Origin of the sequence: Caballeronia sp. S22, from assembly GCF_964261745.1 — a bacterium.
GTDB lineage: Bacteria > Pseudomonadota > Gammaproteobacteria > Burkholderiales > Burkholderiaceae > Caballeronia > Caballeronia jiangsuensis.
On record NZ_OZ180036.1, the window covers coordinates 1,762,309 to 1,774,852 of the forward strand.

Below are 12,544 nucleotides of genomic sequence, written 5' to 3' on the forward strand. Positions count from 1 at the left end.
GTGCAATGGTGCGTTTCGGCTGACCTGCACGCCGCGCCGATGAAGTCGCGCGAAGGGCTTCGCATTGGATGCATCCGCATAGACCCGCCTTCGGGCAAACGATTCAAGCTTTTCGGCGCGACTGCCGTAAACCCGCACTGTCCCCGCACTGGCGGGCCTCATTTCGGAAAGCGTGGGTGCAAGTGATGTTCGGAAAGATCAAGGTTTCATCGGGTTTGCTCGCAGTACTGGTGGTGTTCTGTCTCTTTCAACTGGTGACCGAAGGGCTCGGCTTCTGGTCGCTCTCGCGTACGCATGACGATGTCGGCAGCCTGTCCGATATCGCCCTCAAGCAGGTCAACGCGGTCAACAAGACCACGCAGCATCTGATGGATGCGCGCATCAACCTTTCGCGCGCGGGCACGCGCATGGTGCGGGGCGGCACCGAGCCGACGGAAATCGTTCAGCACGCGCGCGAGCAGATCGCAGCGGCCGACAAGTCGTTCACCGCGTTCCTGAACGCGCCGAAGACCGGCGAGGAAAACACCGCGCGCACGACCGCGCTGCAGGCGAAATACGCCGAATATTCGAAGGCGCTGAGCGAGCTTGTCCAGTATCTCGACGCCGGCAATATCCAGGCGTTCCTCGATCAGCCAACGCAGGGTTTCCAGGACCGCTATCTCGCGGAACAGCAGAACTTCGTCAATTTCGGCGATGAAGCGGGCCGCGGCTATCTCTCGTCGATCGACACGCGTTATGCGTGGTTCCGCGCGGTGGGCATCGTGATTCTGGTGGCGCTCGTCGCGGGGATCGCGCTCGTGCACGTCGCGCTGCGCCGTGGCGTGATTCAGCCGCTGGAGGAAGCGGGCCGCCATTTCGAGCGCATTTCGAACGGGCGTCTGGACGAGCGCATCGAAGATCGCGGCACGAACGAGATCGGCCGCCTGTTCGCGGGACTCGCGACCATGCAGGCAAGCGTCGCGAGCACCGTGAAGACCGTGCGCGAGACGTCCGATTCCATCAACTTCGGCGCCGATGAAATCGCGAGCGGCAATGCGGATCTGTCCGCGCGCACGGAGAATCAGGCGGCTTCGCTCGAAGAAACCGCATCGAGCATGGAAGAGCTGACCGCGACGGTGCGTCAGAACGCGGAGCACGCGCGCGAGGCGAACACGCTCGCGGGCGAAGCGCTGAACGCGACTTCGCGCGGTTCGAGCGTGGTGGACGATGTCGTCGAGAAGATGCGCGGCATCGCGTCGAGTTCGGACAAGATCGCGGAGATCATCTCGGTCATCGACGGCATCGCGTTCCAGACCAACATCCTCGCATTGAACGCGGCCGTCGAGGCGGCGCGCGCGGGCGAGCAAGGGCGCGGCTTTGCGGTCGTGGCGGGCGAAGTGCGCGGCCTCGCGCAGCGCTCGGCGCAATCGGCGAAGGAAATCAAGGAACTGATCGGCGAATCGGTCGCGCAGGTGAGCGACGGCTCCGTGCTCGTCGAGCGCGCGGGCGCGGCGATGCGTGAAGTATCGGCGTCGATTTCGCGCGTCACGCAGATGATGGCGGAGATCAGCGCGTCGTCATTGGAGCAGAGCGTGGGCATCGAGCAGGTCAATCAGGCCGTCACGCAGATGGACGAAATGACTCAGCAGAACGCGGCGCTCGTCGAACAGGCCGCGGCGGCCGCGTCGTCGCTGCACGAGCAGACGCGGCAACTGAAGGCGGCTGTGTCGGTGTTCCAGCTCGCCTGAGCGGGTTCAGAGCGGCAGCGCCGCGTACGACGTCGCGAGGTGATACGGCGTCGTCGACGGCATTTCGGCGCGGCTGATCTCGCCCTGAGCCGAGCGGCATTCGACCCAGCCGGTTTCATGGAGAAAGCGCGCGCGAAAACGCTCGATCTGCGCACCGACGGCATCGCCGCGCGTGGCCAGCGCGCGCAGATACTCGGTCTGCGCCCAGATACGCTGCGTGCCGTCGATCACATGGCCGGCTTCGTCGATGGCGGCCACCACGCCGCCTGTTTCGTTATCGACGCCGTGCTGCCGGGCGAAATCGAACGCACGCGCAAGTCCTTCGTTGAGCCCTGCCGCCTCGAACGCGGGATGTCCGCTGCCGAGCGCCAGAAAGTACCACTCGAACTGATGACCCGGCTCCAGCCGGTTGCCCGCCGTGCCCATCGGCAATTCGGCGATGGAACCGCTCGGCGCGTGCACGAACGCGTCCGCGACGGATTGCGCGAGCAGCGCGAGACGCCGGTCGTAGGCGGCGTCGCCGGTTGCGTCGCGCGCGGCGAGCCACGCTTCGGCGAGATGCATGAGCGGATTCTGCAACGGCGTTTCGATCGTCGCGCCGAAATCCTCGGCAAGCACCGCGTTCAGCAGATCGCCGCCGCTCGAAAAGCGCACTTCGACGAGCCGCGACGTTTCATCGAGCAGCGCGAAGGCGTCGGCGGAACCGCTCTTCTTCGCGTAATGCGCACACGCGAAAACGACGAACGCATGCGTGTAGAGATCCTTTTGACGCTCCAGCGGCGCGCCGCTTGCATCCACGCTGTAGAACCATCCGCCGTTTTGCTTGTCCTGAAAATAGTGCCGTAGCGACTCGAAGAGCGTCGCGGCGTGCGCGAGATCGCCGGCTTCCGAGAACACGAATAGCTGACGCGCGCAGGCCATCGCGCGATAACGCTTCGGCGGCAGCGGCGCATGATCGCCCGGCGCGACCGCTTCGTACGCGAGGCCGAGCGTCGCGTTGAAACCGGGCCCGCGCCATATGGGCAGCACGATGTTCGCGTAATGCGCGCGCAACTGCGCGGCGGAGTCCGGGTTCGTCGATTGCATGGACGACGAAGCGTTCGATTGCTGATCCTGCATGAGAACACTCTTATTGTTTCGAGGGGCGCGCAGCCTTGCGCGGCACACGCAACTGGAAAGAATAGCAAACGCGGCCCGAAGCGCGACGCGTCTTTGGGCTTCTCACCGCGAGGAGGACTAAAACATGTTGGGAAATATGGAACTGGTGTCGCGACTCGTGATGGCCGCCGCGCTCGGCAGCGTGATCGGCTTCGAGCGCGAGCGCCTCTCATGGGCGGCCGGGTTGCGGACGCACATGCTCGTGTGCGTCGGTTCGGCGCTCATCATGATCGTGTCGGCGTACGGTTTCGCGGATGCGCTGAAGTACGACCACGTCGTGCTCGATCCGTCGCGGGTCGCGGCGCAGGTCGTGTCGGGCATCGGCTTTCTCGGTGCAGGCTCGATCCTGCTGCGCGGGGAAATCGTCCGCGGGCTGACGACGGCCGCGAGCCTCTGGTCGGTCGCGGCGATCGGGCTGGCGGTCGGCGGCGGGCTCTACACGGCGTCGATCGCGGCGACGGCCATCATCCTGATCATCCTCGCGGGCATCAAGCCGCTCGAACGCCGCTTCATCAGCGTGAAGCAGCGCCGGCAACTGACGATGCTCGTCGATCGCGGCTCGCTCTCGTTTCATGCGCTGCACGAGGCGCTCGGGCCCGGCAGCGTGCGCGTAAAGCAGTTCGTCGTGCAGCAAAGCGACGATTCGCCCGATCTGGACGAGGTGCGGGTGGAATTGTCGCGCGCATCGGCGATGGAATATCAGGCGATCTGCGAACGTTTGCGGCAACTCGACGTGGTGCGCGAGTTTCGCGAGGACGATGCGACCTGAAATCGCCGTCAGGATGCTGGTTTGCGCGCGCGGCCATGCGACAATGCGGCCTCTCGAAATAATCGCCGAAGCGCCGGTGTGCCTTGTGCGCCGGCCATAGCGGCTGCCGCCTTTCGAACCTATGCCAGATTCCGCAGTAAAGAGAGATCCCGACGCGCGCCGGGGCGACTCGGCCGCACCGTCCCGTCGCCGGCGCGCAGCGCAAACGCATGAAGTGCAGGTCACGCAAGTCAGTGTCGATACCGAAAAGAAGCTTGCCCGCGCCGCGCGCTCGGCGCAGCGTCTCGCGCAGTTGAGCGAAGGCGCGCGCGGCGGCGAAACGCTCGACCTGTTCGCCGAAGACGCCGAACGTGCGCATCTTCAGGCGATGAACACCGATATCCGCCAGGGCACCTTCGAAGGTTTCGAGTTGCCGGACGTGTTTCTCGCGGCGGTGCAATCGAACGGAGGAACGGCGTCGCCGGGCGGTAATTCGGCCGATTCCACTGTCGCGAAACGCACGGCGCGCGCAAGCGTGACCGCGCTCGCGCCGGCGCAGGGCCTGTTTCAGGACGATTTGCCCGATGTCGATGGGCCGCCGCCGGCCGAAAGCAGAGCCGCCGGGAAGACCGGCGCGATGGCCGCTGCCGCGACGCGATCGGCGAGCATCAGCACTTGTGTCGCGCCGGAGAGCGCAGCGCCGTCGCCGGCTGTGCTCGCGTCCGCGCTGATTGCGAGCGATCGACGTGATCGCGGAGATCGTGGGGAACGCAACGCCGCCGAGCCGCTCGCGAAGGCCAGCGCCCGCGATGTCGTCGCGCCGGAACTCGATCGCGCCCGCGCGACGGCGTTCGCGGACACCATCGACGCGCTTCACGCGGTGATTGCCGAGCAGCGCACGTCCGCCGCGGCCCACTCGCGTCGCATGAAGACGATGCTGACGATCATCGTCTGCGTGATGCTTGTCACGGTGGCGACCGGCATCGCGCAGACGGCCGTGCTGCTGCGCATGAGCCGCGACGGCAAGCTGCAGCAGGACCGCACGGAGCAGTTGATGCTCAACCAGCAGGCGACGCTCGCTTCGCTGTTCGATACCGATTCCGCGACCGTCGGCATGCAACGCGCGCCCGGAATTGCGCGCGATCCCGAAGACGCCTCGCCGATGCAACCAGTCAGCGCCGCACAGCCTGATTCCGCGCCGAAAAAGCACGTTCGGCACGCGCATCACCACGTGATTTCCTCCGCACGCTAATCCCCGCTGTCACATTCCCGCGACACCCCGCTCTGCGGCGGCGTGTCGCGGCTTCGTTCGCCTTGTCATTCGATGTCCGCCACACGGCCTTTTCCGGCCCGTCCCTCTTTTTCGGATAGCCCAAATCGGCAATTTGGTAGAAAAACTACCAGTTTTCTTCCAAGAAATGTTGCATTGCACTAGAAATTGCTTAGGGGTAACCCTATAATTCTCTGTAAGGGAAAACCCTCTATCACTAACCGGAGTCAGTCATGAGCTACCTCTTCGCCCTGCTGCAAAAATTCGCTTCGATGTTCGAATCGGCTCACCTGCCGATGGACAAAGACTACTCGTATCAAGCACGTTTCCGTGAATCCGAGCGTCAACGCAAGGCACGCGGCACCGCTTTCGGCATCCGTCTGTAATGCGTAGCTGAGGCGGCGCGGGAAACAGAACACAAGCAATACACGACGGCACACGCCGTACGACCCGCCCGCCAGTTTCTCCTGTTGTTGTAGTTTTTCTAGCAGTTTTATACAGCTTCGGCTTTCTTGCCGGACGCTTCCCGCTCCCGCGATTCGCGCGCGACGCCAGTTTCTCTTTCCTTTCGTCTTGCTGACGGCTGCATCGCAAGCCGCCTGCATCGCAAAATGACCTCGCGACTTGTATCTGCGCGACACGTCGAAAATCGCAAGATCGTTCACTTCATTCCCCGCAAACCCTTGTCCAGCAAGGCTCCGCTTCCGGATTGGCACTTTCGTCCTTATTCCGGTGTCGTATTTCCACATGTGGTTGTCGCAAATAGTCGGCTGATGTGACTTTTTTCTGGCAACTATGTATGCACAGGGCGGACGAGCGTCCGCCCACGCCAGGAGATATTCGATGAATTCCCCCAAGGTCGTAGTCGAAGGACTATGCAAAGTATTCGGCAATAGTCCCAAACAGGCGCTGGACATGCTGGCCGGAGGCGCGACGAAGGAAGAAGTCTTCAAGCGCACCGGACAGATCGTCGGCGTCCATAACGTCTCCTTCGACGTCAAGGAAGGCGAGATTTTCGTGCTCATGGGCCTGTCCGGCTCGGGGAAATCCACGCTGATCCGGCTTATCAACCGGCTGGTCGAACCGACTGCCGGCAAGGTGCTGATCGACGGCCGTGACGTGGCCTCCGTGCCGCGCTCGGAACTCACGTCGCTGCGTCGCAAGGACATGAGCATGGTGTTCCAGTCCTTCGCGCTGATGCCGCAGCGCACCGTTATTTCGAACGCCGCGTTCGGCCTCGAGGTCGCGGGCGTCGGCAAGAAAGAGCGCGAGGCGCGCGCGATGACCGTGCTCGAACAGGTCGGCCTGGCGCCATTCGCGCAGAAGCTGCCCGCGCAACTATCGGGCGGTATGCAGCAGCGTGTGGGTCTCGCGCGCGCGCTGGCCGTGAATCCATCGTTGATGATCATGGACGAGGCGTTCTCCGCGCTCGATCCGCTCAAGCGCAAGGAAATGCAGAACGTGCTGCTCGATCTGCAACGCGAGCAGCGCCGCACGATTCTTTTCGTGTCGCACGATCTGGAAGAGGCGATGCGCATCGGCACACGCATCGCGATCATGGAAGGCGGCCGCGTGGTGCAGATCGGCACGCCGCAGGAAATCATCACCAATCCGGCCGACGATTACGTGGAAGCGTTCTTCGAAGGCATCGACACGAGCCGCTATCTGACCGCGGGCGACCTGATGCAGACGGATGCCGTGCCGCTCATGAAGCACGCGCCGCAGATCGACGCGTCGAGCGTCGCCGCGACGCTCAACGGCAGCGCCGACTACGCCTTCGTGCTGGATGCACAGCGCCGTATCCGCGGCTTCGTCGGACGCGATGCGAACGGCAACGCCGCGTCGCAGGTGAATCCCATCGAATGCGTCCAGCGCAGCATGGCGCTCGATGACGTCGTGAATCGCGTGGTCGCCAGTCCGGCGCCGCTGCCGGTCGTCGAAGCAGACGGTTCGTATTGCGGCTCGATCAACAAGGCCAATGTCCTGAAGGTTCTTACGCACCATCGAGGTTCCCATGTCTGAAATCATTCCGCTTGGCACTTGGGTGGACCACGGCGTCCACTATCTCCTCGATCACGACGCGAAGACCTTCGACTCCATCGGCAAGGTCATCGAAACGTTCGCCGCGGCGATCGAGCACGGCCTGCAGGCCATTCCGATGTGGCTGTTGATGGCGATCTTCGTCGGCATCGGCTTGTGGCGCGTCGGCTGGCGATTCGCCGCATTCGTGCTGGCGTCGCTGTTGCTCATCTACGCGACGAACTTCTGGGACCAGATGGTCATCACGCTGGGCCTCACGTTGTCGTCGACGTTCATCAGCCTGTTGCTCGGCATTCCGCTCGGCATCTGGACCTCGAAGAGCAAGTACGTCGAAATGGGCGTGCGTCCGGTCCTCGATCTGATGCAGACGATGCCCGCCTTCGTCTATCTGATTCCGGCCGCGATGCTGTTCGGCCTCGGACGCGTGCCGGGCATTCTGGCCACCGTCATCTTCGCGATGCCGCCGGCCGTGCGTCTCACCGCGCTCGGCATCAAGCAGGTGAATCGCGAGATCGTGGAAGCGGGTCAGGCGTTCGGCTGCACGCCGTGGCAATTGCTCTACAAGGTGCAGATTCCGAACGCGCTGCCTTCGATCATGACCGGCGTGAACCAGACGATCATGATGGCGTTGTCGATGGTGATCATCGCGTCGATGGTCGGCGCGGGCGGCCTGGGCAACGACGTGCTCGCATCGATTCAGCGTCTGGATATCGGCCTCGGCTTCGAGAGCGGCTTGTCGGTGGTGTTGCTGGCGATCATTCTCGACCGCATCACCGAGAGCTTCGGACGTTCGCCCGGCATGGCGCGCGCCCCGCTGTTCTCCGGTCTGAAGAGCGTGATGAAAGTGCGCCGCGAACCGGCGACGCAACAAAGCTGACAAGGTCCGACCCATGAAGCGCGACGCGATCGTCCCAGCGGTTACCGATTCACCGTTGTCCAATCTCGCGCACTTCGGCTTTCTCACGCTGCCGAACTTCTCGATGATCGCGTTCACGAGCGCGGTCGAGGTGCTGCGCATGGCCAATTACGTGGGCCGTGAGCAGCACTATCGATGGTCGATCATCACGCCGGAGGGCGAGCCGGCGCGCGCGAGCAACGGCATCGCCGTGAAGCCGACAGTGACGCTCGACGAGGCGGGCATGCCGGACGTGCTGATCGTGTGCGCGGGGTGGCATGTCGCCGATTATGTCGACGACAAGGTGATCGAACTGCTGCGCCGCGCGCATGAAGCGGGCATTCCGCTCGGCGGCATCTGCACGGGGCCGTATGCGCTGCTCGCGGCGAAGCTGCTCGATGGTTATCGCTGCACGCTGCACTGGGAAGACATGTCGCCGGTCAACAAGCGCTTCCCGCATGTGCGATTCGCGGACGAGCTCTTCGTGATCGATCGCGATCGGCTGACGTGCACGGGCGGCACCGCGCCGCTCGATCTGATGCTCAATCTCGTCGGCATGCGGCTCGGGCAGGCGCACGCGGCGCAGGTGTCGGAGCAGTTCATCGTCGAGCGCATACGCGGATCGACGGACTATCAGCACATTCCCGTCGATGCGCGCGTCGGTTTTTCGCGTGCCGAGCTTGTCGAAGTGGTGCGGCTGATGGAGGCGAACATCGAAGAGCCGTTATCGCTCGAAGAGCTTGCGCGCCTCGTGCATCTGTCGCAGCGGCATCTGCAGCGCATGTTCAAGATGTTCCTCAACGTATCGCCGACGCATTACTACCTGACGCTGCGTTTGCGCCGCGCCCGCGAACTGTTGCGCAACACGGATGCATCGATCGCGCGTGTGACGAGCATCTGCGGATTCCACTCGCCTTGTCACTTCAGCAAGGCGTATCGCGCGCAGTTCGGGCACGCGCCGAGCGTGGAGCGTCGCTTGTCGGCCTGAGGTCTTTCTGGTCTGTTTTCTTCGGTTCGTGCGGGCTTTCGAGTCGCGCGCGCGGGCCGCGCCATGCCTTCAAAAAAATGGGAGAGAGATACATGAAACGCTTGTGGATCGCGTCGATGGTTGCAGCGATGCTGTCGGGTGCCTACGCCGCGAATGCCGCCGAGCCCGCTGCGTGCAGGAACGTGCGCTTCGCCGATGTCGGATGGACGGATATCGCCGCGACGACCGGACTTGCATCGACCGTTCTTCAGGGACTGGGCTATAACCCGACGAAGACGATCGCTTCCGTGCCGATCACGTTCGCGGGCGTGAAGAGCAAGCAGATCGACGTGTTCCTCGGTTACTGGTCGCCGACGATGGACCCGATGATCGATTCGTTCAGGAAAGCTAATCAAGTCAAAATTCTGCCGACGCCGAATCTGACGGGCGCGAAGTACACGCTCGCGGTGCCCGATTATGCGTATCAGGCGGGCATCAAGAACTTCAACGACATCGCGAAGAACTACGACAAGCTGGATGGCAAGATCTACGGCATCGAGCCCGGCAACGATGGCAACGCGCTCATCAAGAAGATGATCGACAACAACATGTACGGGCTCGGCAAGTTCAAGCTCGTGGAGTCGAGCGAGGCGGGCATGCTCGTCGAGGTGAATCGCGCGGTTCGCGACAAGAAGCCGATCGTGTTCCTGGGCTGGGAGCCGCATCCGATGAACGTGCAGATGAAGATCGACTATCTCGCCGGCGGCGACGATGTGTTCGGTCCCAACTACGGCGAAGCGAAGGTGCTGACCGTCACGCCGACGGACTACGACACGCGTTGCCCGAATGTCGCGAAGCTCGTGTCGAACCTGCAGTTCACGACGGACATCGAGAACCACGTGATGCTGCCGATCATGAACAAGACCGATGCCAACAAGGCGGCGCGCGAGTGGCTCAAGGCGAACCCGGCGGTGCTCGATAAATGGCTGGCGGGCGTGAAGACGTTCGACGGGAAGGATGGGTTGCCGGCGGTGAAGGCTTACGTCGCCGGCAACTGAACGCAATGATGCGAAGAGGGTGCGTCAGCTCCGGTAATCGGGCTTCGCGCCTTCGATCATCCTCAACGCCGCTTCCCACTGCAGCGCCATGATCCCGTCGGACTCGTCCCGCCGATATTGCTCCGCCGTCACCTCGCAAACCTTCTGCGACGGCAGATTCAATTCCGCATTGCCCGCCAGCGCGCGAATCTGAATCTCGCAGGCCCTTTCAAGAAAATACATCTCCTGAAACGCCTCCGGAATCGACTTTCCGCAGGTCAGCAAGCCGTGATTTTTCAGGATCATCGCGTTATGCGATCCGAGATCGTTGACGAGCCGATCCCGCTCCGCGAGATCCAGCGCGATCCCTTCGTAATCGTGATACGCGAGGTGCCCGTAGTACTTCAACGCGTGCTGACTGATCGGCAGCAGGCCCTGCTTCTGCGCCGACACCGCCGCGCCCGCCGCCGTATGCGTATGCACGACGCAAAACACATCGGGTCGCGCCATATGAACGGCGGAATGAATCGTGAAGCCCGCCGGATTCACGCGATAGCGCCCGGGATCATCGCTTGCGCCCGCTTCGACCGGACGTCCCTCGCTGTCGATGCGCACCAGATCCGATGCGCGCATCTCGTCGAACAGCACGCCATAGCGGTTGATCAGGAAGTGATGATCCGGTCCCGGCACGCGCGCGCTGATGTGCGTGAAGATCATGTCGGTCCAGCGGAAGTGCCCGATCACGCGATAAAGCGCCGCCAGTTCGCAACGCACCTTCCATTCTTCCTGCGAATATCCGTGAGTCTCCATGCCGTTCCTCCTTGGATTGATGAGCCGCGGAAAACGTGAACAGATCCTGCTAGATCGCCTGGGCGCGGCCCGGGAAAGTCTCGTCGTAGTCCATTGCCTGAGCGGCTTCCTGCGCATCCGGCGCGCCGCCTTGCTCGCGATACATCATCGGCGGCAGGCCGAATTGCTTGCGGAATTCGCGGCCGAGATGCGATGCATCGGAGAAGCCGCAGCTCGATGCGATATCCGCCACCGTCTTGTCCGAACTCGTCAGAAGCCACGCCGCCGTGCGCAGCCGCACCTGCTTCGCGTACGCCTGCGGCGCCTTACCCGTCTCCGCCTTGAAGAGGCGTTCGAGTTGCCGCGTCGACAGATCCAGCTTGTGCGCGAGTTCATCGAGCGTGAGCGAGCGCCCGACGTGCTGCTCCATCAGCAGGATCGCACGTTTCACCTTCGGATGCGTCGCGGGCGCGAGGCCCGGCGGATGCGGCTGCGGCGCATTGCCCTTCTGCATGTCATCGACGAGCAGGATGCGCAGGGCCTTTTGCACCGTCGCCGTTTCGAAGTGACGCAGAAGAATGGCGGCGGCGACATCGATCGATGCACGCCCGCCCGAACACGTGATGCGCCTTCTGTCGATCACGAACAGGCGGTCCGCGACGAGCGATTTCTCGTCGGCGTGCGGGAATCGCTCGATGAAGTCCCAGTAGTGAAACCAGCTCACGCAGATGCGATGCCCTTCGAGCACGCCCGCGCGCATCAGCGAAAACACGCCCGTGCACATGCCGACCATCGTCGCGTTCGCGGAGGCCGCGCGGCGGATGAACTGCAGCGTCGCGTCGCTGGTGGCGGGGCCCGAATGCAGCAGGCCGCCGACCACCACGACGTAGTCGAACGGCTCGGCCTGATCGTAGGTTTCCCACGGCGTGATCTGGATGCCGCAGCTTGCGCGCACCGGCGCGAGCGTTTCGCCGATCACGCTCCATGAGCAGCGCACCGGACGGCTGAAATCGCCTTCGTCGGCGGACAGACGCAACAGATCGACGAAACCGGCGAACGCGGTCAGCGTGAAGTTCGGCAACAGGATGATGCCGAAGCGGATACGCGATTTCGATTGACCGTCGACGGAAGACGGCGGGAGAGGCTCTGCGGCATTCATGCGGGAGACATGCGGCTGGACGTTATCCAGCGAGCATAACACTCGCCCGCGAGCCTCGGGCGCGTGTCAGAAAGAGAACGCGGCCGGCGTCGTGAGACGGCGGCCGCGCGATTGCGAACGGAGAAAAGCGAGAGGCGCTTCAGCCGCCGAGCACGGCGAACCCCCACGCAAAGATGCAGCCGACGAGCGCGCCGGTCGAGCGGCCGAGCACGCTCGCGACCGCGTAATCGCCCCAGCGCTGCTCGACTTCGGCCTGCAACACGCCGAAGTAGCGCAGCACGGGATCGATCGAGCAGAGCAGCGTCAGCGCGGCCCAGACGGGCGCCTCACGCGCGAGCAAGCGATCGGCGGTAAGGAGATCGAGTGCTTCGAGCGTGCCGACGACAGCAACGCCGACGACGAATGCGAAAGCCCAGGATTTGAAGAACTGATCGGGTAAGGCGTGAGTTTCCATCGATGCAAACCAGAGAAGCGAGAGAAGGCGGAACGTGGAGTGAAGCCGCCTGGCGCGGCTCATCCGGGAACTTGGGGAATATACCGATGAGCGTTCGCGCGACGATTCGGATCAGTCTCAAAAAAGCGGAAAGTGCAACGAAGATGCGCAAAAACGCGCCAGATGCGAAATGCTCTGTTAGCGGGACCGGCATTGATAGGTGTCGCGAAGCAGCGAACGCCCGAAATATCGTCGCGAAAACATCGCCCGGCTTGCGGCGAATCGAGCCCTGACGCCGCGGTCCCATTTCGATGGCGCTTT

At 63.2% G+C, this 12,544-nt stretch carries 12 protein-coding genes; 8 read left to right on the forward strand and 4 right to left on the reverse strand.

Annotated elements, in window-relative coordinates; translation table 11 throughout:
* Window positions 1-185: 185 nt before the first annotated feature.
* The gene (locus ACEN42_RS23465) at window positions 186-1,727 is read left to right on the forward strand and encodes a methyl-accepting chemotaxis protein (protein ID WP_250485270.1); all 1,542 of its coding nucleotides are present in this window, start codon (window positions 186-188) and stop codon (window positions 1,725-1,727) included.
* 6 nt (window positions 1,728-1,733) lie between these two features.
* On the opposite strand, the gene ACEN42_RS23470 is transcribed toward ACEN42_RS23465, so the two are convergent.
* Window positions 1,734-2,846, reverse strand: a complete 1,113-nt coding sequence (locus ACEN42_RS23470) for an AGE family epimerase/isomerase (protein ID WP_371881648.1) — start codon at window positions 2,844-2,846, stop codon at window positions 1,734-1,736.
* A gap of 124 nt (window positions 2,847-2,970) precedes the next feature.
* Here ACEN42_RS23470 and ACEN42_RS23475 point away from each other — a divergent pair, with 124 nt between their 5' ends.
* From ACEN42_RS23475 to ACEN42_RS23505, 7 genes are all read left to right on the forward strand, one after another.
* Entirely contained in the window at window positions 2,971-3,654 is a 684-nt protein-coding gene (locus ACEN42_RS23475) for an MgtC/SapB family protein (protein WP_371881649.1), read from the forward strand.
* Between the two features lie 214 nt (window positions 3,655-3,868).
* On the forward strand, window positions 3,869-4,885 hold the full coding sequence (locus ACEN42_RS23480) for a hypothetical protein (RefSeq protein WP_371881650.1): 1,017 nt from the start codon (window positions 3,869-3,871) through the stop codon (window positions 4,883-4,885).
* Between the two features lie 251 nt (window positions 4,886-5,136).
* Window positions 5,137-5,289 (forward strand): hypothetical protein, encoded by a 153-nt coding sequence (locus tag ACEN42_RS23485; RefSeq protein ID WP_167357790.1) that lies wholly within the window; start codon window positions 5,137-5,139, stop codon window positions 5,287-5,289.
* A 457-nt stretch (window positions 5,290-5,746) separates the two neighbouring features.
* Entirely contained in the window at window positions 5,747-6,925 is a 1,179-nt protein-coding gene (locus tag ACEN42_RS23490; protein ID WP_035502693.1) for a glycine betaine/L-proline ABC transporter ATP-binding protein, read from the forward strand.
* Window positions 6,918-7,820 (forward strand): choline ABC transporter permease subunit, encoded by a 903-nt coding sequence (choW, locus tag ACEN42_RS23495; protein ID WP_035502690.1) that lies wholly within the window; start codon window positions 6,918-6,920, stop codon window positions 7,818-7,820. Before ACEN42_RS23490 ends, choW begins: the two co-directional genes overlap by 8 nt.
* A gap of 13 nt (window positions 7,821-7,833) precedes the next feature.
* Window positions 7,834-8,826 (forward strand): GlxA family transcriptional regulator, encoded by a 993-nt coding sequence (locus ACEN42_RS23500; protein ID WP_371881651.1) that lies wholly within the window; start codon window positions 7,834-7,836, stop codon window positions 8,824-8,826.
* 92 nt (window positions 8,827-8,918) lie between these two features.
* Entirely contained in the window at window positions 8,919-9,863 is a 945-nt protein-coding gene (locus ACEN42_RS23505; protein ID WP_371881652.1) for a choline ABC transporter substrate-binding protein, read from the forward strand.
* A 24-nt stretch (window positions 9,864-9,887) separates the two neighbouring features.
* On the opposite strand, the gene ACEN42_RS23510 is transcribed toward ACEN42_RS23505, so the two are convergent.
* From ACEN42_RS23510 to ACEN42_RS23520, 3 genes are all read right to left on the reverse strand, one after another.
* Window positions 9,888-10,652, reverse strand: a complete 765-nt coding sequence (locus ACEN42_RS23510; RefSeq protein WP_371881653.1) for a class II aldolase/adducin family protein — start codon at window positions 10,650-10,652, stop codon at window positions 9,888-9,890.
* Window positions 10,653-10,701: 49 nt separating this feature from the next.
* A complete protein-coding gene (locus ACEN42_RS23515; protein ID WP_187605388.1) occupies window positions 10,702-11,790 on the reverse strand; it encodes a GlxA family transcriptional regulator in 1,089 nt (362 codons plus the stop codon).
* Window positions 11,791-11,929: 139 nt separating this feature from the next.
* Window positions 11,930-12,244 carry a hypothetical protein gene (locus ACEN42_RS23520; protein ID WP_187605387.1) on the reverse strand — a complete coding sequence of 105 codons (315 nt, stop codon included), beginning with the start codon at window positions 12,242-12,244 and terminating at the stop codon, window positions 11,930-11,932.
* Window positions 12,245-12,544 lie beyond the last annotated feature (300 nt).

What these genes read in the sequence shown, in the direction of transcription:
- ACEN42_RS23465 (WP_250485270.1), top strand. Translation starts at nt 186, where the DNA reads ATGTTCGGAAAGATCAAGGTTTCATCGGGTTTGCTCGCAGTACTGGTG.
- ACEN42_RS23470 (WP_371881648.1), bottom strand. Translation starts at nt 2,846, where the DNA reads ATGCAGGATCAGCAATCGAACGCTTCGTCGTCCATGCAATCGACGAAC.
- ACEN42_RS23475 (WP_371881649.1), top strand. Translation starts at nt 2,971, where the DNA reads ATGTTGGGAAATATGGAACTGGTGTCGCGACTCGTGATGGCCGCCGCG.
- ACEN42_RS23485 (WP_167357790.1), top strand. Translation starts at nt 5,137, where the DNA reads ATGAGCTACCTCTTCGCCCTGCTGCAAAAATTCGCTTCGATGTTCGAA.
- ACEN42_RS23490 (WP_035502693.1), top strand. Translation starts at nt 5,747, where the DNA reads ATGAATTCCCCCAAGGTCGTAGTCGAAGGACTATGCAAAGTATTCGGC.
- choW (WP_035502690.1), top strand. Translation starts at nt 6,918, where the DNA reads ATGTCTGAAATCATTCCGCTTGGCACTTGGGTGGACCACGGCGTCCAC.
- ACEN42_RS23500 (WP_371881651.1), top strand. Translation starts at nt 7,834, where the DNA reads ATGAAGCGCGACGCGATCGTCCCAGCGGTTACCGATTCACCGTTGTCC.
- ACEN42_RS23505 (WP_371881652.1), top strand. Translation starts at nt 8,919, where the DNA reads ATGAAACGCTTGTGGATCGCGTCGATGGTTGCAGCGATGCTGTCGGGT.
- ACEN42_RS23510 (WP_371881653.1), bottom strand. Translation starts at nt 10,652, where the DNA reads ATGGAGACTCACGGATATTCGCAGGAAGAATGGAAGGTGCGTTGCGAA.
- ACEN42_RS23515 (WP_187605388.1), bottom strand. Translation starts at nt 11,790, where the DNA reads ATGAATGCCGCAGAGCCTCTCCCGCCGTCTTCCGTCGACGGTCAATCG.
- ACEN42_RS23520 (WP_187605387.1), bottom strand. Translation starts at nt 12,244, where the DNA reads ATGGAAACTCACGCCTTACCCGATCAGTTCTTCAAATCCTGGGCTTTC.